This window comes from Enterobacter cloacae complex sp. SHL022 (genome assembly GCF_049237785.1).
GTDB lineage: Bacteria > Pseudomonadota > Gammaproteobacteria > Enterobacterales > Enterobacteriaceae > Enterobacter > Enterobacter hormaechei_C.
Map to the genome: position 1 here is coordinate 75,113 of NZ_JBMKJH010000010.1, position 22,315 is coordinate 97,427.

At 55.6% G+C, this 22,315-nt stretch carries 14 protein-coding genes; 8 read left to right on the plus strand and 6 right to left on the minus strand.

Annotated elements, in window-relative coordinates:
- Positions 1-32 precede the first annotated feature (32 nt).
- The 5 genes from pepA to ahr all read left to right on the plus strand — a co-directional run bounded on the left by pepA (position 33) and on the right by ahr (position 6,641).
- Positions 33-1,544: a leucyl aminopeptidase gene (gene pepA / locus ACOTZD_RS19275; protein WP_003861882.1), complete on the plus strand. Its 1,512-nt coding sequence runs from the start codon at positions 33-35 to the stop codon at positions 1,542-1,544.
- 68 nt (positions 1,545-1,612) lie between these two features.
- A complete protein-coding gene (holC, locus tag ACOTZD_RS19280; protein ID WP_003861884.1) occupies positions 1,613-2,056 on the plus strand; it encodes a DNA polymerase III subunit chi in 444 nt (147 codons plus the stop codon).
- Positions 2,056-4,911 carry a valine--tRNA ligase gene (locus ACOTZD_RS19285; protein ID WP_050870467.1) on the plus strand — a complete coding sequence of 952 codons (2,856 nt, stop codon included), beginning with the start codon at positions 2,056-2,058 and terminating at the stop codon, positions 4,909-4,911. The genes holC and ACOTZD_RS19285 overlap by 1 nt, the downstream gene beginning before the upstream one ends.
- A 123-nt stretch (positions 4,912-5,034) precedes the next feature.
- A complete protein-coding gene (locus ACOTZD_RS19290) occupies positions 5,035-5,538 on the plus strand; it encodes a GNAT family N-acetyltransferase (protein WP_003861887.1) in 504 nt (167 codons plus the stop codon).
- Positions 5,539-5,621: 83 nt separating this feature from the next.
- Positions 5,622-6,641, plus strand: coding sequence for an NADPH-dependent aldehyde reductase Ahr (ahr, locus tag ACOTZD_RS19295; RefSeq protein WP_003861889.1), 1,020 nt, complete (start codon positions 5,622-5,624; stop codon positions 6,639-6,641).
- A 147-nt stretch (positions 6,642-6,788) separates the two neighbouring features.
- Here the strand turns inward: ahr and ACOTZD_RS19300 are convergent, their stop codons facing one another.
- Positions 6,789-8,435, minus strand: coding sequence for a dihydroxyacetone kinase subunit DhaK (locus tag ACOTZD_RS19300; RefSeq protein WP_022651917.1), 1,647 nt, complete (start codon positions 8,433-8,435; stop codon positions 6,789-6,791).
- Positions 8,436-8,572: 137 nt separating this feature from the next.
- On the opposite strand from ACOTZD_RS19300, the gene ACOTZD_RS19305 reads away from it, so the two are divergent.
- Positions 8,573-10,075, plus strand: coding sequence for a helicase HerA-like C-terminal domain-containing protein (locus tag ACOTZD_RS19305; protein ID WP_023323792.1), 1,503 nt, complete (start codon positions 8,573-8,575; stop codon positions 10,073-10,075).
- Here ACOTZD_RS19305 and ACOTZD_RS19310 read toward each other — a convergent pair.
- Entirely contained in the window at positions 10,055-10,996 is a 942-nt protein-coding gene (locus tag ACOTZD_RS19310; RefSeq protein WP_114078569.1) for a TIGR01212 family radical SAM protein, read from the minus strand. The genes ACOTZD_RS19305 and ACOTZD_RS19310 overlap by 21 nt on opposite strands.
- Before the next feature lie 687 nt (positions 10,997-11,683).
- On the opposite strand from ACOTZD_RS19310, the gene gltB reads away from it, so the two are divergent.
- The gene (gene gltB / locus ACOTZD_RS19315; RefSeq protein ID WP_174402501.1) at positions 11,684-16,144 is read left to right on the plus strand and encodes a glutamate synthase large subunit; all 4,461 of its coding nucleotides are present in this window, start codon (positions 11,684-11,686) and stop codon (positions 16,142-16,144) included.
- A gap of 9 nt (positions 16,145-16,153) precedes the next feature.
- Complete coding sequence (gltD, locus tag ACOTZD_RS19320) at positions 16,154-17,572, plus strand: glutamate synthase subunit GltD (protein ID WP_017382721.1); 1,419 nt, start codon at positions 16,154-16,156, stop codon at positions 17,570-17,572.
- A gap of 56 nt (positions 17,573-17,628) precedes the next feature.
- On the opposite strand, the gene ACOTZD_RS19325 is transcribed toward gltD, so the two are convergent.
- The 4 genes from ACOTZD_RS19325 to ACOTZD_RS19340 form a co-directional block, all read right to left on the minus strand.
- The gene (locus tag ACOTZD_RS19325) at positions 17,629-18,300 is read right to left on the minus strand and encodes a DUF1120 domain-containing protein (RefSeq protein ID WP_032627961.1); all 672 of its coding nucleotides are present in this window, start codon (positions 18,298-18,300) and stop codon (positions 17,629-17,631) included.
- A gap of 198 nt (positions 18,301-18,498) precedes the next feature.
- On the minus strand, positions 18,499-19,164 hold the full coding sequence (locus ACOTZD_RS19330) for a DUF1120 domain-containing protein (RefSeq protein ID WP_023323796.1): 666 nt from the start codon (positions 19,162-19,164) through the stop codon (positions 18,499-18,501).
- A gap of 168 nt (positions 19,165-19,332) precedes the next feature.
- A complete protein-coding gene (locus ACOTZD_RS19335) occupies positions 19,333-19,899 on the minus strand; it encodes an outer membrane protein (RefSeq protein ID WP_023323797.1) in 567 nt (188 codons plus the stop codon).
- Positions 19,896-22,313 (minus strand): fimbrial biogenesis outer membrane usher protein, encoded by a 2,418-nt coding sequence (locus ACOTZD_RS19340; RefSeq protein ID WP_023323798.1) that lies wholly within the window; start codon positions 22,311-22,313, stop codon positions 19,896-19,898. The genes ACOTZD_RS19335 and ACOTZD_RS19340 overlap by 4 nt, the downstream gene beginning before the upstream one ends.
- Positions 22,314-22,315: the final 2 nt, after the last annotated feature.

A 22,315-nucleotide genomic window follows, 5' to 3' on the forward strand; every position in this document is an offset into this window, starting at 1 on the left:
GCCGTTGTCTTTAAGATTCAGGAGCGTAGTGCATGGAGTTCAGTGTAAAAAGCGGTAGCCCGGAGAAACAGCGGAGTGCCTGCATCGTTGTGGGCGTCTTTGAACCACGCCGACTCTCCCCGATCGCCGAGCAACTCGATAAAATCAGCGACGGCTATATCAGCGCCCTGCTGCGCCGTGGCGAACTGGAAGGCAAACCAGGGCAGACCTTGTTGCTGCACCATGTTCCGAACGTCCTGTCCGAGCGTATTCTGCTGATTGGCTGTGGTAAAGAACGTGAGCTTGATGAGCGCCAGTACAAGCAGGTTATTCAGAAAACCATTAATACACTGAATGATACTGGTTCGATGGAAGCCGTCTGCTTCCTGACGGAGCTGCACGTTAAGGGCCGCAACACGTACTGGAAGGTGCGCCAGGCCGTCGAAACCGCAAAAGAGAGCCTCTACAGCTTTGATCAGCTGAAGACCACCAAAAGCGAGCCGCGTCGCCCGCTGCGTAAAATGGTCTTTAACGTGCCAACCCGTCGCGAGCTGACCAGCGGCGAGCGCGCCATTCAGCACGGTCTGGCCATTGCCGCCGGTATCAAAGCGGCAAAAGATCTTGGCAATATGCCGCCAAACATCTGTAACGCCGCGTACCTGGCGTCTCAGGCGCGCCAGCTGGCTGACGCCTACAGCAAGAACGTTATCACCCGCGTTATCGGCGAACAGCAGATGAAAGAGCTGGGGATGCACTCTTATCTGGCGGTCGGTAACGGCTCCCAGAACGAATCCCTGATGTCAGTCATTGAGTACAAGGGCAATCCGTCTGAAGATGCGCGTCCGATCGTGCTCGTCGGTAAAGGGCTGACCTTCGACTCAGGCGGTATCTCCATCAAGCCTTCAGAAGGCATGGATGAGATGAAGTACGACATGTGCGGCGCGGCGGCGGTTTACGGCGTTATGCGCATGGTCGCGGAACTTCAGTTGCCCATCAACGTGATCGGCGTGCTGGCGGGCTGCGAAAACATGCCTGGCGGCCGCGCTTATCGTCCTGGTGATGTGCTGACCACCATGTCCGGCCAGACCGTTGAGGTGCTGAACACCGACGCCGAAGGCCGTCTGGTGCTGTGCGACGTGCTGACCTACGTTGAGCGTTTCGAACCTGAAGCGGTGATTGACGTGGCTACACTGACCGGCGCCTGCGTGATTGCGCTGGGGCATCACATCACCGGCCTGATGTCGAACCACAACCCGCTGGCGCATGAACTGATCGGCGCGTCCGAACAGGCCGGCGACCGCGCGTGGCGTCTGCCGCTGGGGGACGAGTTCCAGGAACAACTGGAGTCTAACTTCGCAGACATGGCAAACATCGGCGGTCGTCCTGGCGGGGCGATTACCGCGGGCTGCTTCCTGGCGCGCTTTACCCGCAAGTACAACTGGGCGCACCTGGACATCGCGGGGACCGCATGGCGCTCCGGTAAAGCCAAAGGCGCGACCGGACGTCCGGTGGCGCTGCTGTCGCAGTTCCTGCTCAATCGTGCGGGTTTTAACGGCGACGAGTAATGATAAACGCCGGGTGGCGCTACGCTTACCCGGCTTTGCATTTAAATCCACGACAAGAAACCCCATATATGAAGAATGCAACGTTCTACCTTCTGGACAATGACACCCATCAGGATGGCCTCAGCGCCGTTGAACAGCTGGTGTGTGAAATTGCCGCAGAACGTTGGCGCGCAGGTAAACGCGTCCTGATTGCCTGTGAAGATGAGCAGCAAGCAATTCGCCTGGATGAAGCGCTATGGGCGCGCCCGCCGGAGAGTTTTGTTCCGCATAACCTGTCGGGCGAAGGTCCACGCGGCGGGGCACCGGTGGAGATTGCCTGGCCGCAAAAACGCAACAGTAGCGCGCGCGATATTCTCATTAGCCTGCGGACAGACTTTGCAGATTTTGCCACCGCTTTCACAGAAGTGGTAGACTTTGTCCCTTACGAAGAATCTTTGAAACAACTGGCGCGCGAACGCTACAAAGCGTACCGCCTGGCCGGTTTTAACCTGAATACGGCAACCTGGAAATAATGGAAAAGACATATAACCCACGCGATATCGAACAGCCGCTTTACGAGCACTGGGAACAGCAGGGCTATTTCAAGCCTAACGGCGACGAAAGCAAAGAGTCCTTCTGCATCATGATCCCGCCGCCGAACGTCACCGGCAGTTTGCATATGGGGCATGCTTTCCAGCAGACCATCATGGATACCATGATCCGCTACCAGCGCATGCAGGGTAAAAACACCCTGTGGCAGGCGGGGACTGACCACGCGGGTATCGCGACCCAGATGGTGGTTGAGCGTAAAATTGCCGCTGAAGAGGGTAAAACCCGCCACGACTACGGTCGCGACGCGTTCATCGACAAAATCTGGCAGTGGAAGGCAGAATCCGGCGGCACCATTACCCGTCAGATGCGCCGCCTCGGCAACTCCGTGGACTGGGAGCGCGAGCGCTTCACCATGGACGAAGGCCTGTCCAACGCCGTGAAAGAAGTCTTCGTCCGTCTGTACAAAGAAGACCTGATTTACCGCGGCAAACGCCTGGTCAACTGGGACCCGAAATTGCGTACCGCCATCTCTGACCTGGAAGTGGAAAACCGCGAGTCTAAAGGCTCCATGTGGCACATCCGCTATCCGCTGGCAGACGGTGCAAAAACCGCAGACGGCAAAGATTATCTGGTGGTGGCGACCACCCGTCCGGAAACCCTGCTGGGCGATACCGGCGTGGCCGTTAACCCGGAAGATCCGCGTTATAAAGATTTGATCGGCAAATTCGTGGTGCTGCCGCTGGTGAACCGCCGTATTCCGATTGTGGGCGACGAACACGCCGACATGGAAAAAGGCACCGGCTGCGTGAAAATCACCCCGGCGCATGACTTCAACGACTATGAAGTCGGTCGTCGTCATCAACTTCCGATGATCAACATTCTGACCTTCGACGGCGATATCCGCGAAAGCGCAGAAGTGTATGACACCAAAGGCAACGAGTCCGACGTTTATTCCAGCGACATCCCGGCTGAGTTCCAGAAGCTGGAGCGCTTTGCCGCGCGTAAAGCCATCGTAGCCGCCGTTGACGCGCTCGGCCTGCTGGAAGAGATTAAGCCTCACGATCTGACCGTGCCGTACGGCGACCGTGGCGGCGTAGTTATCGAGCCAATGCTGACCGACCAGTGGTACGTGCGTGCCGACGTGCTGGCGAAACCGGCTGTGGAAGCGGTTGAGAACGGCAGCATTCAGTTCGTGCCGAAGCAGTACGAAAACATGTACTTCTCCTGGATGCGCGATATTCAGGACTGGTGTATTTCCCGTCAGCTGTGGTGGGGTCACCGTATCCCGGCGTGGTACGACAACGAAGGCAATGTCTACGTTGGCCGCACCGAAGAGGAAGTGCGTCAGGAAAACAACCTGGGCGCTGACGTTGCCCTGCGCCAGGATGAAGACGTGCTGGATACCTGGTTCTCCTCCGCGCTGTGGACCTTCTCTACCCTCGGCTGGCCGGAAAACACCGACGCGCTGCGTCAGTTCCACCCAACCAGCGTGATGGTCTCCGGCTTCGACATCATCTTCTTCTGGATCGCCCGCATGATCATGATGACCATGCACTTCATCAAAGACGAAGACGGCAAGCCGCAGGTTCCGTTCCATACCGTTTACATGACCGGCCTGATCCGCGACGACGAAGGCCAGAAGATGTCCAAATCCAAGGGTAACGTTATCGACCCGCTGGATATGGTAGACGGTATCTCTCTGGAAGAGCTGCTGGAAAAACGTACCGGCAATATGATGCAGCCGCAGCTGGCGGAGAAAATCCGCAAGCGTACCGAGAAGCAGTTCCCGAACGGGATCGAATCTCACGGTACCGACGCCCTGCGCTTCACCCTGGCGGCGCTGGCCTCCACCGGCCGTGACATCAACTGGGATATGAAGCGTCTGGAAGGTTACCGTAACTTCTGTAACAAGCTGTGGAACGCCAGCCGCTTCGTGCTGATGAACACCGAAGATCAGGATTGCGGCTTTAACGGCGGCGAAATGACCCTGTCTCTGGCAGACCGCTGGATCCTGGCGGAATTTAACCAGACGGTTAAAGCATTCCGCGACGCGCTGGACAGCTACCGCTTCGACATCGCGGCAGGCATCCTGTACGAATTCACCTGGAACCAGTTCTGCGACTGGTACCTGGAGCTGGCGAAGCCGGTCATGAACGGTGGTTCTGAAGCGGAACTGCGCGGCACGCGTAATACGTTGATTACCGTTCTGGAAGGTCTGCTGCGCCTTGCGCACCCGATCATTCCATTCATCACCGAAACCATCTGGCAGCGCGTGAAGGTGATTGCCGGTATTAATGCCGATACCATCATGCTCCAGCCGTTCCCGGCATTCGACGCCGCGAAAGTGGATGAAGCCGCGTCTGCGGATACCGAGTGGCTGAAACAGGCGATCGTTGCGATACGTAACATCCGCGCGGAAATGAATATCGCTCCGGGTAAACCACTGGAACTGCTGCTGCGCGGTTGCAGCGAAGCTGCCGTTCGTCGCGTCACCGAGAACAACACATTCCTGAAAACCATGGCGCGTCTGGAAAGCATCACCGTGCTGCCTGCCGATGACAAAGGTCCGGTTTCCGTGACCAAAATCATCGACGGCGCGGAGCTGCTGATCCCGATGGCGGGCCTGATCGACAAAGACGCGGAGCTGGCGCGTCTGGCGAAAGAAGTGGCGAAAGTCGACGTGGAAATTGGCAAAATCGAAAGCAAACTGGCGAACGAGGGCTTTGTGGCCCGCGCGCCGGAAGCGGTCATCGCCAAAGAGCGTGAGCGTCTGGTTGCCTTCGCCGATGCGAAGACCAAACTGATCGAGCAGCAGGCGGTTATCGCAGCCCTGTAATGCTTTTACCCCTTACGCTTCAGGGCGTAAGGGGTATCCTTCCTGAAAACTCCTCGCTTGCACTCCCCTTTCTGCGGTGCTATTAACAGCAGTTGTGTGTCAATTTTTGTCATGAGTAAAGCTATGAGCGTGATTACCCCCGTCGCGACGACAATGCGTCGGATCACTGAGCAGGACAACCCGGCTATCGCCGCCGTTATCCGCACGGTTTCTGCCGAATATGGCCTGACCGCCGACAAAGGCTACACCGTGGCCGACCCCAATCTGGACGAACTTTTTCAGCTGTACAGCCAGCCGGGTCATGCCTACTGGGTCATTGAACAGGACGGCCAGGTCGTGGGCGGCGGCGGCATTGCCCCACTGCTTTGCAGCGAGCCGGATATCTGTGAACTTCAGAAAATGTATTTCCTGCCAACGATACGCGGACAAGGCCTGGCGAAAAAGCTGGCGCTGGTCGCCCTGGAACATGCACGATCACAGGGCTTTAAACGTTGCTACCTCGAAACCACCGCTTTCCTTAAAGAGGCCATTGGCCTGTATGAGCATCTGGGCTTTGAGCATATCGATGCGCCACTGGGCTGCACGGGCCACGTGGACTGCGAAGTCAGGATGCTGAAAAGTCTGTAAGTTTCGTTCCTGCCGTCTTCTGTTAAGCGTCTGTAAACTGAATGCTCTACACTCACAGTTCACACCAAAACAGGGGAAACGCGATGTCGAAGATAAAAAGCTACGCCGCACCGCAGGCGGGTGCAGAACTTGAGCTGTACGAGTACGATGCGGGCGAACTAAAAGCGGAAGACGTCGAAGTACAGGTTGATTACTGCGGGATCTGCCACTCGGATCTCTCGATGATCGACAATGAATGGGGCTTTTCCAGCTATCCGCTGGTTGCCGGGCACGAAGTCATTGGCCGCGTCGTGGCGCTCGGCAGCGCCGCGCAGGACAAAGGGCTGAAAGTGGGCCAGCGCGTGGGTATCGGCTGGACGGCACGCAGCTGCGGTCACTGCGATGCCTGTATCAGCGGCAACCAGATCAACTGCCTTGAGGGCGCAACGCCGACCATCCTTAACAAGGGCGGTTTCGCCGATAAGCTGCGCGCCGACTGGCAATGGGTTATCCCGCTGCCGGACAGCATTGATATTGAATCCGCAGGTCCGCTGCTGTGTGGCGGTATCACCGTATTTAAACCGCTGCTGATGCATCACATCACCGCCACCAGCCGCGTCGGCGTGATCGGTATTGGCGGTCTGGGGCATATTGCCATCAAACTGCTGCATGCGATGGGCTGTGAAGTGACGGCGTTCAGCTCTAACCCGGCGAAAGAGCAGGAAGTGCTGGCGATGGGTGCGGATAAAGTGGTGAACAGCCGCGATCCTCAGGCACTCACCGCCCTGGCAGGCCAGTTTGACCTGATCATCAACACGGTAAACGTCGATCTCGACTGGCAGCCGTACTTTGAAGCGCTGGCCTACGGCGGTAACTTCCACACCGTGGGTGCGGTGATGAAGCCGCTGCCGGTTCCGGCGTTTACCCTGATCGGCGGGGATCGCAGCGTGTCAGGCTCCGCGACCGGTACACCGTACGAGCTGCGCAAGCTGATGAAGTTTGCCGGACGCACAAAAGTGGCACCCACCACCGAGCTGTACCCGATGTCAAAAATCAACGAAGCGATCCAGCACGTGCGCGACGGCAAAGCCCGCTACCGCGTGGTGTTGAAAGCGGATTTTTGATGTGACATTGCCGGGGAATGTGCGGCCTGATGCCCTCACCCCAACCCTCTCCCTCAAGGGAGAGGGGGCCGTCTGTGCAGGCATTATTTTGTGGGGATCCCTCAGCTCACAGGGAGAGGGCGCAAACACTAAAAACGGTAACGGTTGTTACCGTTTTGCATCTACCATGGTCTTAAAAACTTCCGCCACCGCGACTGCCCCCGGATCCATCACCCCGTCCAGATTCTCTTTATTCACATACGACGAGCGTCCCGCGCCGGCTTTCGCCATTTTTGCCGTTGCTTCGGCGCCCTGCTGCGCGGCCTGCGCTGCCGCCTGAATATTGCCTTTCTGTAACGCCTCCAGCGCCGGTTGCAGCGCATCGATCAGCGTACGATCGCCGAGATCCGCGCCGCCATACTGCTTCATCTGCGCAAGTCCGCTCAGCAAGGCTTCAGGTAGCGGCTGTCCATCGTGAAGCTTTTGTCCTGCCGCCGTGAAGAAGATCGACATCAACACCCCACTCGATCCGCCCATCACCGTTGCCAGCCGCTCGCCTACCAGCAGGAGTAATGTCGGCACGTCGTTAAGGGGCAGGTTGTTCTCCTCAAGTCGCTGCGCAATATCCCGCGCCCCTTGCGCAAAAGTGGAGCCCGTGTCGCCATCGCCTACTTTGGCATCCAGCGCGTTAAGGCGGTTTTCCAGCTGAATCAATGTTTTCGTTACCGAGGCGACGGCCTCGCTCACCTCCGTATTGTCCGACGGGGCATATTCCACGCGATCATGAAGGGCGCTATGTGGGACGGTACGCAGGGGCGCGAACGCCACGGGCTTCTGCCAGCCCAGCGTCTCGACCTCGGCGTGAATCGCCTTCTCGAAGAAATCGTTGAGCTTTAGCAGCGTTAACGAAAAGCCTTTCATATCCAGCGCACTCACCAGCGGCGCCGGGCCAATCAGATACGCAATGTTCTCTTTCAGCGCCGAGTGCGCCAGCTCTTTGGTCAGCAGCGCCATCTCCAACGCCGATACGCCACCAAGATTGTTAATCAGCACCGCAAAACGCCCTTCCCCCGCCTGCGCGCGTAACGGCGTCACCAGCGTGTCGATAATGGCTTTGCTGTTTTGCGTATCCACGACGGAAGCTCCCGGCTCGCCGTGAATGCCCAAACCCAGCTCGACATGGCCTTGTTTAATGCGCCCCCCTTCATCATCGCTGCCCGGCAGGTTGCACGTTTGCATCGCCACGCCCAGGCTCCAGAGGTTATCGCAGGCCTGTTGCGCAATATCCCGCACGTCGTTTAGCGATTTCCCCTGCTCTGCCGCATATCCCGCAATTTTATGCACCAGCGCCGTTCCCGCGATACCACGCGGCTGCTTGTTATCCGGCAGGGCGATATCATCCGCCACGATAACCATCTCGACCTTCAGGCCGTAGCGTTTGGCTTTTTCCGCCGCCAGGCCAAAGTTAAGCCGGTCGCCGGTGTAGTTTTTCACAATCAGCAGGCAGCCACGGTCGCCCGTCACCGCCACAATGGCATTGAGGACCGCATCCACGCTTGGGGAGGCGAACAGATCGCCACACACCGCTGCGGTAAGCATGCCTTTGCCGACGAACCCGGCATGTGCCGGTTCATGGCCGGAGCCGCCACCGGAGATCACCGCCACGCGGCTTTTATCCCAGTCGCCGCGAGCCACCACGCGGATGGCCGGATCGATATCCAGTTTGACGAGATTACCGTGCGGCGCGGAGAGAAGTATGCCTTCAATGGCATCGTTGACAAGCTGTTTGCGGTCGTTAAAAAAGAATCTGGACATAGTTTCCCAAAATTTTGTTTACCGTATGCAAAAGCATAGTCCGCACTGGATAATGCGCCGCAAAGTGAGGAATTTACGCAGACATTTTGCCGTCAGGTTGCCTATACTCCACCCAGGACTACGAGAGGACGTGCATCATGAGTACACCATTGTTAATCGCCAGGACGCTGGAAAAAGAGCTGTTTTTACTGCCCGCGATGGCGAACCGTCATGGCCTGATCACCGGCGCGACCGGGACGGGAAAAACCGTTACCCTGCAAAAGCTGGCTGAGTCGTTGTCAGAGACTGGCGTGCCGGTTTTTATGGCTGACGTGAAGGGCGATTTAACTGGGGTGGCTCAGGAAGGTGCAGCGTCAGAAAAACTGCTTGAGCGCCTGAAAAATATCGGTATCACGGACTGGACGCCGCACGGTAATCCGGTGGTAGTCTGGGATATCTTCGGCGAAAAAGGGCATCCGGTGCGTGCCACCGTCTCCGACCTCGGCCCGCTGCTGCTGGCTCGTCTGCTTAACCTCAACGACGTGCAGTCCGGGGTACTGAACATTATCTTCCGTATCGCCGACGATCAGGGGCTACTGCTGCTCGACTTCAAAGATCTGCGCGCCATCACCCAGTACATTGGCGATAACGCCAAATCCTTCCAGAACCAGTACGGCAATATTAGCAGCGCCTCAGTGGGCGCCATTCAGCGCGGGCTCCTGACGCTGGAGCAACAGGGCGCCGAACACTTCTTCGGCGAGCCAATGCTGGATATCAAAGACTGGATGCGTACCGACAGCAGCGGCAAAGGCATCATCAACATTCTGAGCGCAGAGAAGCTCTACCAGATGCCGAAGCTTTACGCCGCCAGCCTGCTGTGGATGCTCTCTGAACTGTACGAACAACTGCCGGAAGCAGGCGATCTGGAAAAACCCAAACTGGTGTTCTTCTTTGACGAAGCGCATCTGTTGTTTAACGACGCGCCGCAGGTGCTGCTGGATAAAATTGAACAGGTTATCCGCCTGATCCGCTCCAAAGGCGTCGGGGTCTGGTTTGTGTCGCAAAACCCGTCGGATATTCCGGACAACGTACTGGGGCAGTTGGGTAACCGCGTGCAGCACGCCCTGCGCGCCTTTACGCCGAAAGATCAGAAAGCGGTGAAAGCCGCGGCGCAAACCATGCGTGTCAATCCGGCCTTTGATACCGAAACCGCCATTCAGGCGCTGGGCACCGGTGAAGCGCTGATTTCGTTCCTCGATGCAAAAGGCAGCCCGACAGTTGTCGAGCGCGCGATGGTGATTGCGCCCTGCTCGCGCATGGGTCCGGTAACGGACGATGAACGCAACAGCCTGATTAACCACTCCCCGGTGTACGGAAAGTATGAAGACGAGGTGGATCGCGAATCGGCGTTCGAGATGCTGCAAAAAGGGGTGCAGGCGACTGCCGAATCGCAGGATGCGCCTGCCGCAAAAGGGCAATCTGTTGCCGTGGACGACGGCATTCTCGGCGGGCTGAAAGATATTCTGTTCGGCAGCACCGGGCCACGCGGCGGCAAACGCGATGGCGTGGTTCAGACCATGGCAAAAAGCGCGACGCGTCAGATTACCAACCAGATAGTACGCGGCATGCTGGGAAGTCTGCTAGGCGGCCGTCGCCGGTAGCGTGGGAACCCACGGGCGGCCAAGCGCCGACCCCTGTACGCCGTTCTCCTGTAGATAGCGGTTGATTTCCAGCATCCCCGTCCAGCGGTTCTCACACCATAGCGGTGCCAGAAGCGTTGGACGGCGGGCGCTTGCCGAGATGCGGTGGTAAACAATCTCCGGCGGCGTATGGCGAATCATTTCCCCCGCAGTCACCGTATAGTCGTCGAGTTCGATACCACATAACCGCCCCGCTTCCCAGGCTTTCGCCATTATGCTGCCCTTCACGATATGCAGCGGATGCAGCTTAATGCCATCCACGCCGGTCTCAACGACTTTTTCCAGCGTTTCCAGCCCGTGCTGCTGCCCTTCTCCCGGCAAGCCGACAATCAGATGCGAGCAGACTTTTAATCCACGCTCGCGGGCGAGACGCGTGGTGCGCTGATAGCAGGCGAAATCATGCCCGCGATTGATACGGTGCAGGGTTTTGTCATGCGCGGTCTGCAAGCCCAGCTCCAGCCAGATCTCGTAGCCCTTCTCTTTGTACTCGCTAAGTAAATCCAGCACGGCGTCCGGCACGCAGTCCGGACGCGTCCCCACGCACAGCCCGACAATGTTCGCTTGAGCAACCGCCTGCTGATACATCGAGCGCAGCACCTGCACCTCCGCCCACGTGCTGGTATAGGCCTGGAAATAGGCCAGATACTGCTTCGCGCGGTTCACCAGACTCGCCTGATGGGCGAGCTGTTCAGCGATAGATTTATGCTGCTGGGCCTCGTCAGCAAACGAGGCCACGTTACAGAAGGTGCAGCCACCACGCCCGATGGTGCCATCGCGGTTCGGGCAGCTAAAGCCGCCGTGCAGCGTCAGTTTGTGAACCTTTTGTCCGTAGCGCTGCAAAAGATCCCCACCAAACATATTGACTAATTTCTGTAACTGCATAATCTGATAGACCGTCCCGAAGAAAGGGGACAAGCCTGCCATTTTTAGCCTCTGTCGGCGATGACTTGGATCAATCGCCCTGGACGGCTTTTATCTATTTGAATAAATAATCACGATTACCGACATTTCATTCACCCTGAACGTAATTACTTTTCCTTATGTTCTGATGGTTTTTTTCATTTATAGCGCCAGGACTGAAAAACAGTGATTTTATGCGGCATTGAATGCAACACCAGATTAATATTCTGCTATAAATCTGCATTTCAGCACGCTGCATCGATAATACCGCTTTCATATAGTGAGTCAGATCACACTCCCCTGCACCTGCCCGGTGCTTTAAGCGGTTGTAAAAATAGTTAAATACACAATAAAAACAATTAGATAATAACGCTTTAGCACATTTTTGTATAAATAAGATTGCCATTTGACCTGTGTACCAATTCCCGATAAGTTGGAAATCCGCTGGAAGCTTTCTGGATGAGCGGCCTGCTCATCATATTTATGCAGTAATTGAGATTCCCTCTGAAGCAAGTCCTCAAACTTGTTTACCTGCGCAAAAGGATGAAAAAGAGGGCGAATGCGAGGTCCGCGTATGAAACGCTAACCCCGTCGCCATGCTCTTTCTGCGCCTGTGCGCCACGGTAAAGTTCAGTGGGAAGCCCGACGAGCCTGGGGAGGTTCACTGATATGTTGTACGATAAATCCCTTGAGAAGGATAACTGTGGTTTCGGCCTGATCGCCCACATAGAAGGCGAACCTAGCCACAAGGTAGTGCGTACTGCTATTCACGCACTGGCCCGTATGCAGCACCGTGGCGCCATCCTTGCCGATGGTAAAACCGGCGACGGTTGCGGCCTGCTGCTGCAAAAACCGGATCGTTTCTTCCGCATCGTGGCGGAAGAGCGCGGCTGGCGTTTAGCCAAAAACTACGCTGTCGGTATGCTGTTCCTGAATCAGGATCCAGAAAAAGCTGCCGCCTCACGCCGCATCGTTGAAGAAGAACTTCAGCGTGAAACCCTGTCGATTGTCGGCTGGCGCGATGTGCCAACCAACGAAGGGGTGCTCGGTGAAATCGCCCTCTCCTCGCTGCCTCGTATTGAACAGATTTTCGTCAACGCGCCTGCGGGCTGGCGTCCGCGTGATATGGAACGCCGTCTGTTTATCGCACGCCGCCGCATTGAAAAACGTCTCCAGGACGATAAAGAGTTCTACGTCTGTAGCCTCTCTAACCTGGTGAACATCTATAAAGGTCTGTGTATGCCGGCTGACCTGCCGCGCTTCTATCTGGACCTGGCGGATCTGCGTCTGGAATCGGCCATTTGCCTGTTCCACCAGCGCTTCTCCACCAACACCGTTCCACGCTGGCCGCTGGCTCAGCCGTTCCGCTACCTGGCGCACAACGGTGAGATCAACACCATTACCGGCAACCGCCAGTGGGCCCGCGCCCGTACCTATAAGTTCCAGACCCCGCTGATCCCGGACCTGCACGATGCCGCACCGTTCGTCAACGAAACCGGCTCGGACTCCAGCTCCATGGATAACATGCTGGAGCTGCTGCTGGCGGGCGGGATGGATATCGTGCGCGCCATGCGTCTGCTCGTGCCACCGGCCTGGCAGAACAACCCGGATATGGACCCTGAGCTGCGCGCGTTCTTCGACTTTAACTCCATGCACATGGAGCCGTGGGACGGCCCGGCGGGCATCGTGATGTCCGACGGTCGTTTTGCCGCCTGTAACCTGGACCGTAACGGTCTGCGTCCGGCGCGCTACGTTATTACTAAAGACAAGCTCATCACCTGCGCCTCTGAAGTCGGGATCTGGGATTACCAGCCTGACGAAGTGGTCGAAAAAGGCCGCGTCGGTCCGGGCGAGCTGATGGTGATCGACACCCGCGGTGGGCGTATTCTGCATTCCGCCGAAACCGACAACGATCTGAAGAGCCGCCATCCGTACAAAGAGTGGATGGAGAAAAACGTGCGTCGTCTGGTGCCGTTTGAAGATCTGTCGGACGAAGAAGTGGGCAGCCGCGAGCTGGACGATGACACCCTCGCGAGCTTCCAGAAGCAGTTTAACTACAGCGCGGAAGAACTGGACTCGGTTATTCGCGTGCTCGGCGAAAACGGCCAGGAAGCGGTCGGCTCAATGGGTGACGATACCCCGTTTGCCGTGCTTTCCAGCCAGCCACGCATTATTTACGACTATTTCCGTCAGCAGTTTGCGCAGGTCACTAACCCGCCAATAGACCCGCTGCGCGAAGCCCACGTCATGTCGCTGGCCACCAGCATCGGCCGTGAGATGAACGTATTCTGTGAAGCCGAAGGCCAGGCGCACCGTCTGACCTTTAAATCACCGATCCTGTTGTACTCCGATTTCAAACAGCTCACCACCATGACCGAGGAGCACTATCGCGCCGACACGCTCGATATCACCTTCGACGTGACCGAAACGAGCCTCGAAGAGACGGTGAACGCGCTGTGCGACAAAGCCGAGCAGATGGTACGTAACGGCACCGTTCTGCTGGTGCTGTCTGACCGCAACATCGCGAAAAACCGTCTGCCGGTGCCTGCCCCCATGGCGGTGGGGGCTATCCAGACGCGTCTGGTGGACAAGAGCCTGCGCTGCGATGCCAACATCATCGTTGAAACCGCGAGCGCGCGCGACCCGCACCACTTTGCGGTGCTGTTAGGCTTTGGCGCCACGGCGATTTATCCGTACCTGGCCTACGAAACGCTGGCACGCCTGGTAGATACCCGCGCGATCGACAAAGACTACCGTGCTGTGATGCTGAACTACCGTAACGGCATCAACAAAGGTCTGTACAAGATCATGTCCAAAATGGGCATCTCGACCATCGCCTCTTACCGCTGCTCGAAGCTGTTTGAAACGGTCGGCCTGCATAACGAGGTCGCCAACCTCTGCTTCCAGGGCGTGGTCAGCCGTATCGGTGGCGCTGGTTTTGCTGACTTCCAGCAGGATCTGGTTAACCTGTCGAAACGCGCCTGGCTGGCACGTAAGCCGCTGGAACAGGGCGGCCTGCTGAAATATGTCCACGGGGGTGAGTATCACGCTTATAACCCGGACGTAGTGCGCACGCTGCAACAGGCGGTGCAGAGCGGCGAGTACAGCGATTATCAGCAGTATGCTGAGCTGGTGAACAACCGTCCCGCGGCGACGCTGCGCGATCTCATTGCCCTCAATCCGGGTGAGGAAGCGGTCAGCATTGACGAGGTTGAACCCGCGTCTGAGCTGTTCAAACGCTTCGATACCGCGGCGATGTCCATCGGCGCGCTGAGCCCGGAAGCCCACGAAGCGCTGGCGGAAGCCATGAACAGCATCGGCGGCAACTCCAACTCCGGCGAAGGCGGTGAAGATCCGGCCCGCTACGGCACCAACAAAGTGTCCCGTATCAAGCAGGTGGCGTCCGGTCGCTTTGGCGTAACGCCTGCGTACCTGGTTAACGCCGACGTGATCCAGATTAAGGTCGCTCAGGGGGCAAAACCGGGTGAAGGCGGTCAACTGCCGGGTGATAAAGTCACCCCGTACATCGCTAAGCTTCGCTACTCGGTGCCAGGCGTGACGCTGATCTCCCCGCCGCCGCACCACGATATTTACTCTATCGAGGATCTGGCGCAGCTGATTTTCGACCTGAAACAGGTCAACCCGAAAGCGATGATCTCCGTGAAGCTGGTTTCCGAACCGGGCGTTGGCACCATTGCCACCGGCGTGGCGAAAGCCTATGCGGATCTGATCACCATCGCCGGTTACGACGGCGGCACCGGCGCAAGCCCGCTCTCCTCCGTGAAATATGCGGGCTGTCCGTGGGAGCTCGGCCTGGTGGAAACCCAGCAGGCGCTGGTCGCTAACGGCCTGCGTCACAAGATCCGTTTGCAGGTGGACGGTGGGCTGAAAACCGGCCTCGACATCATCAAAGCGGCGATTCTGGGAGCGGAAAGCTTCGGCTTTGGTACCGGCCCAATGGTTGCGCTCGGCTGTAAATACCTGCGTATTTGCCACCTGAACAACTGTGCAACGGGCGTTGCTACCCAGGACGAAAAGCTGCGTAAGAACCACTATCACGGCCTGCCGTTCAAAGTGACTAACTACTTTGACTTCATCGCCCGTGAAACCCGCGAGTTGATGGCGCAGCTGGGCGTGAAGCGTCTGGTGGATCTGATTGGCCGTACCGACCTGCTGAAAGAGCTTGAGGGCTTCACGGCCAAGCAGCAGAAGCTGGAGCTGTCCAAGCTGCTGGAAACCGCTCAGCCGCATCCTGGCAAAGCGGTTTACTGTACCGAGAACAACCCGCCGTTCGATAACGGCGTGCTGAACGCACAGCTGCTGCAACAGGCGAAGCCGTATGTGGATGAGAAGCAGAGCAAAACGTTCTGGTTTGATATCCGCAACACCGACCGTTCCGTGGGTGCATCTCTCTCCGGTTACATCGCGCAAACGCACGGTGATCAGGGTCTGGCGTCGGATCCGATTACCGCGCATTTCAGCGGTACCGCGGGTCAGAGCTTCGGCGTGTGGAACGCGGGTGGCGTTGAGTTATACCTGACCGGTGATGCCAACGACTACGTCGGAAAAGGCATGGCGGGCGGTCTGCTGGCGGTGCGTCCTCCGGTTGGTTCAGCCTTCCGCAGCCATGAAGCAAGCATCATCGGCAATACCTGTCTGTACGGTGCAACCGGCGGTCGTCTGTTTGCCGCGGGCCGTGCGGGCGAGCGTTTTGCGGTGCGTAACTCCGGCGCCATCACCGTGGTGGAAGGCATCGGCGATAACGGCTGTGAATACATGACGGGCGGAATAGTGTGCGTCCTGGGTAAAACCGGCGTGAACTTTGGCGCGGGCATGACGGGCGGTTTTGCCTACGTCCTGGATGAAGACGGTGAGTTCCGCAAACGCGTGAACCCTGAGCTGGTGGAAGTGCTGGACGTTGATACTCTGGCCATCCACGAAGAACACCTGCGCGGCTTAATTACCGAACACGTGCAGCATACCGGTTCTTCGCGCGGCGAAGAGATCCTGGCCAACTGGCCGGCGTTCTCTGCGAAATTCGCGCTGGTTAAGCCGAAGTCCAGCGATGTTAAAGCCCTGTTGGGTCACCGTAGTCGTAGCGCAGCAGAGCTGCGCGTGCAGGCGCAGTAAGGAATTCAGATGAGCCAGAACGTTTACCAGTTTATCGACCTTCAGCGTGTTGATCCGCCAAAGAAACCGCTGAAGATCCGTAAAATTGAATTTGTTGAAATCTATGAGCCGTTTTCAGAAGGCCAGGCCAAAGCACAGGCAGACCGCTGCCTGTCCTGCGGTAACCCTTACTGCGAATGGAAGTGTCCGGTCCATAACTACATCCCGAACTGGCTGAAGCTGGCCAACGAAGGGCGTATTTTTGAAGCCGCCGAGCTGTCTCATCAGACCAACACCCTGCCGGAAGTGTGCGGCCGCGTGTGCCCTCAGGATCGTCTGTGTGAAGGCTCCTGTACGCTGAACGACGAGTTTGGCGCGGTGACCATCGGCAACATCGAACGCTATATCAACGATAAAGCGTTCGAGATGGGCTGGCGTCCGGATATGACCGGTGTGCGTCAAACCGACAAGCGCGTGGCGATTATCGGCGCGGGCCCGGCAGGCCTGGCCTGTGCGGACGTGCTGACCCGTAACGGCGTGAAGGCGGTGGTCTTCGATCGCCACCCAGAGATTGGCGGCCTGCTGACCTTCGGTATCCCGGCCTTCAAGCTGGAGAAAGAGGTCATGACCCGCCGCCGCGAAATCTTCACCGGCATGGGCATTGAGTTCAAACTCAACACCGAAGTGGGCCGCGACGTACAGCTCGACGACCTGCTGAAAGATTACGACGCCGTGTTCCTGGGCGTGGGAACCTATCAGTCCATGCGCGGTGGTCTGGAGAACGAAGATGCGCCAGGCGTGTACGACGCGCTGCCGTTCCTGATTGCGAATACCAAACAGCTAATGGGCTACGGCGAGACCGCCGATGAGCCGTTCGTCAGTATGGAAGGCAAACGCGTGGTGGTGCTGGGCGGCGGTGATACCGCGATGGACTGCGTGCGTACCTCCATTCGTCAGAATGCGGCGCATGTCATCTGTGCCTACCGTCGTGACGAAGAGAACATGCCGGGTTCTAAACGCGAAGTGAAAAACGCGCGTGAAGAGGGCGTCGAGTTCCAGTTCAACATTCAGCCTCTGGGTATTGAAGTGAATGCCAATGGTAAAGTGAGCGGCGTGAAGATGGCGCGCACGGAGATGGGTGCGCCAGATGCGAAAGGCCGTCGTCGCGCGGAGATCGTGGCCGGTTCTGAACACGTGATCCCGGCTGACGCCGTGGTGATGGCGTTTGGTTTCCGTCCTCACAGCATGGAGTGGCTGGCGAAGCACAGCGTAGAGCTGGACTCTCAGGGCCGCATCATTGCGCCAGAAGGCAGCGACAACGCGTTCCAGACCAGCAACCCGAAAATCTTCGCCGGTGGCGACATCGTTCGTGGCTCTGACCTGGTGGTCACGGCGATTGCCGAAGGCCGTAAAGCGGCTGATGGGATCATGAACTTCCTCGAAGTGTAAATAATAATGCCCGGCAATGCCGGGCATTATTTTTATATTCTGCCAGTTTCTGAATATTACAGATACTTGATGGTAAACGTTGCCTGACCATCCATGTTGGTATCATCAGTAATAGCCAGCGTATTGGTATCCTGAATCGCAGCAGAAACCGCCATCGGAATGACCAGGTTTTTAAACGCAACTGGCGCGGTGCTGCCAACTGTAGCAACGGATACAATCTGGCTACCGTCATTAACCATCAGTGTGCCGTTATCAGACCAGCTGGTGCCGTTGTCTGCGCTGTAGATCGCCCCAACAGTGGCACCATCAGCAGTAATCGTGTCGTTTTTCACGAAAATGGTGTAGTTACCGATGTTAACGTTTCCTGCGGTCTTATTCAGACCAAACATATTGAGCGGCTGAATAATATCGTTACCGTTACCCGCACCATCTTTAACCATAATGTTTGGCGCAGTACCAGTACGGTCGTCAGAAACGCTAAAGCCCGCTTTGGTCAGCGCAGGGCAGGTAATAGAAAGAGAGAAATCTTTCTGGCCCAGCTGGTTAATAGCAGTGGTGTTCAGGGCTGACAGGTGGATCGTACCGTAATCTACCACGCCACCGCCGCTGATTTCAGGGATGCAACTGCTATTTGTCAGAACGCCTGTGACTTTCAGTACGGCGGTGTCTGCGGCAAAGGCAGAAGATACAAACATGACAAGCATAGAAGCCAATACAACTTTTTTCATTTGTTAATTCTTAACGTTAATGTAAATGTTCTTTCTGCTTTTAATAAAGTGGGCTACTCTCGCTATTAAAAACAGAATTTTCTAAACAAAGAGGGAAGTTACTCCCTCTACATATTCAAACCTAAATAATCCGCTGTAAGCGTAAATGCTAATATAGCCTTACACAACGACAGAGCGGGATATTAATACCCAAATAACTTAAAGGTATTTCAGGGTAATTGTTGCCTGACCATCTAAAGATGTATCGTCAGTAATCGCCAGCGTATCGGTCCCCTGAATAGCCAGAGAGGTAACCAGTGGGAAAACCGCAGTGGTAAATGCAACAGGGGTCGTTGTGCCTGTGGTTGCGGCACTGATAATGGAGATACCGTCGCTGCGAACCGCACCGCCTGATTCCCATTTAGAGCCATTCCAGTCGACGTTTGAAAAAATTTCGTCGCCCTCTTGCCCATCAATGGTGACTTTCTTATTTTTGATGAAAAGCATATAGTTACCAATATTCACACCACCTGTGGTTTTACCTACGCCATACTGATAGTAAGAAATGTTTTGCATTGTGCCGTTGAAATCGACATTAATACCAGCCTTACTTGACTCGCGATCGTCATTCACAACCCAACCAACCTGAGTAGGCGCACCGCATGTAATCGTCAGGTTAATATCTTTGTCACCTAACTGGTTAACAGCTGTTGCAGAGAGCTCACCCAAATGGATAGTGCCATAATCTACGACACCGCCGTTACTTAACTGAGGAGTACAAGCGGCATTTGTCAGCTTACCTTTTACCTGCAATACTGCGGTATCAGCAGCAAATGCGGAAGCGACACAAAGAGACAACGCGGTAGCGAGAAGAACTTTTTTCATTTGTTAATCCTTAACATTATTGATTCACGGAAACCCAACCCAATCTTTTATTCATGTAAAGAATGGGTTGTATATTCCGCACTTACTAATTGAATGGCGTACCATTCGTGATAAAACAATCCTGCAACGCTTAAAGATAACGTTATTACGATATCATCACCACATTGCCTATGGATTATTTTGCAATATTTTCCAGCTTAAATCGCTTTCCAGCGTTGTTTGATCGGCATTATTACTGAATGCACTTTCATTAAGCACAGGGAATATCGTAGCTGTAAATGTCATCTGCTGGCCCGTAACGGCCTGGTTATTTTCAACCGCGACGACGGCTTCATTATTTCTTAAATAGAATGGCGAAGGCGACCCGCTTTCCGGCGTAAAGTTAAGCTGATCAACCGTTTTACCCACGGTATAGCTTTTGCCATCAACATTCATATCATCAATTTTAACTGCGACACCGCCATTCTGACCAAAACGGAAGCGACCTTTCTCTCCAGCATTACCCTGTAAAAGCACTGCCAGCTTCTGTTTGTCTGGACAAAACACATTCACGGTAACTTCCCGTTCCGGCAATTTATGCCAGCTTTGCTGAGACGTAACAATATCGTCACGCTTGAGCTGTTTATAATCTACAATGGGCTGAGAAAGCGTGATCTGACAATCTTCGGCAAGCGTCAAACCGGGTAAACAAAACGCCAGAAACGTCGCTACTTTGATTACGCGCTGAGTCTTCATTGGCATACTCCGTTTACTTCCTCATAGAACGCTTCGTCATCTTTTTTATCACTTAAGGTATAGTGAATCTGACAAAGCCGATTGTTATTGTCATCCATGGCATACAGCCCTTTCAGCTGATCGGCATCATTGATAAACACATGGCCGTCATCCACGCTGGTGACGATATAATTGCCCTTCTCATCAACAATGGATAACCCCTTCGCCAGTGGTGTACCATCCGCTCTCTTCACCCGCAGCATCACGCGACGGCTATTCAGAATTTTAAAGCTGACTTCACTGACGGAAGCATGCCCTGCCGCAACGTATTTAATGCCGTTCGCCAGCGTCATGCTTGGCGGAAGTTTATTGGCATCAATTTCAATACGGGAGTTACGCCACTCATTCAGCCCCGGTACCACAGCCTGTCCCCAATGGTCGGTCCAGATGGTGCCCTGCGGCGTTGAAATCTCTACGCCACTCTTCGGCTCGTTCAGCTTAGCGATGGCGAACGTATCTTTAATAGCGTACGGCGAGAAGGTCACGCCATCTTTATGCATTGCAATACCGCCCGTCAGCGTTGCGCTATAGTTGCGCTGGTTACTACCGCTGCTGCCCCCACCAACGCTCAACTGGGTATAGTGCAGGTTAGTGTTGATATTGCCGTTAAAGCTATTCTCATTGTCATCGTTATCACGATCCGCAGAGATATAATAATTGGTGTTATCGCCAATGGCGCCGCTGTTCGCGACACCATAGGTGGTTCTGTCACCCTGCTTGCGCATATAGCTGCTCAGGCTTTGCGAGCCACCGAGTGGAATGCTCAGGTTGACGTAGAGCATATCGTCATCCTGCTCGTCATCAGTATTTCCGACGGCGCTCTGCCAGTTCACGGTGATGCTGGCATATTTAAAGGTTTTACCCCACGACAGCAGCAGGTAGCGGCTGTCCTCGTAGTTTGCGCTCTGGTTGTAGTTAAACCCTGCGCTAAACGTACCCGCAATCCCTGTCGCAAAACTTACGTTGCCGCTGTAAGTATTATCATTAGGCTGAAATTCATCATCCAGCGCATCGGCAAGCTCGCGGTAACCGCTGCTAAAATGCGTTGCGCTGGCGGAAAGGCTCACGTGTTCACCCAGCGTTAAATCGCTTTGCAGCTCGGTTTTGAGCCCGCTATTACTGTCGCCAAACTGCTCTTTACTTGCCGCAGCGGTAGTCGTGATGCCCCATATATCAGAGAGCATAAACTCCGCGCTGCCGCCCGCAGCCTGATACTTTTCTGCCACTGCGCCGGATGCCAGTACGTTCATCCATGGTGTGATACGCCAGCCGTCAGAGACGTTCACGACCAGCGGATCGCTATAATCGCTGTCAATACTCCGTACCTGGCCCACAGACATGGTCAATCCCTGCGGACGCCCCAGCTTGCGGGTTCTGACTGCGGAAGCAGGCACAATGAAGTGGCTTGAAGAGCCATCTGATTCCACGACAGTCACGTCGAGATCGACGTTATTTCTGACAACTGGCACATCGTCCAGGGTAAACGGACCCGCCGGCACTAACGTACTGTAGACGAGACGACCACTCTGGCGCACCTCAACGCGCGCCTGCGAGGAACGGGCGATACCCGATACGCTTACGCCAGTCCCGTCCCTTTCCAGGCCGTTGGTGGGCATGAGCTGCACCCCCGTAATCGGCACGCCGCTTAATACACCGGACATGGCGTTAATTTCACCCACCTGCATGGTCAGGCGCTGGGGAACAAATACATGCTCCGCGTAGGTGTAAATGCTTTCCGCATTTTTATCGCCATCATCATCCGTCAGGATATAGCGGCTGCGCACAGACCAGTCCATCGTATTAAAGCCAGCCTCCAGGCTAGCCTGCGAATAGCGGCTGTTATCGCTGTCGCCATATTCGTTACGGGTACTGAATAATGAGTAGTTCAGTAACCCCGCCGTGCCACCTTGCTGAAAGTGTTTAATATTGGAGGTTAAACTGTTAATTGCCTCCTGGGGTAAATAAAGCTCTACCGCGTCCTGGTTTGGTAATGCGTTGACAACCGCCTGCGCATAATCGCTGCGGATATCATGGCACGCTTCGCCAGCCTTGAGCGGGACAGGCATAATCCCGGCAAAATCCAGAAAATCTTTATCAATACAGAGCTCGCCGTCTTCATTAAAACGTGCAGCGGCCGTACCGCGATCTTTCCCATTCACTTTAACCTGTACAGAGTGTGTGCCGGGTAAGAATCGTGGCGCTTGTGCAAAGTAATGGTTTAAATCGGGGCTTAATCCACGTGACTGAATAATGCCCGTATCAAACGTCACTTCCCTCGCATACAAAGAGGGTGACGCGAGGACTACCAGAGGTAATGTGCCGCAAAGAATAGCGCGGACACAAAGTGCAAGGCGGCTTTTTTTACACACCGTCATAT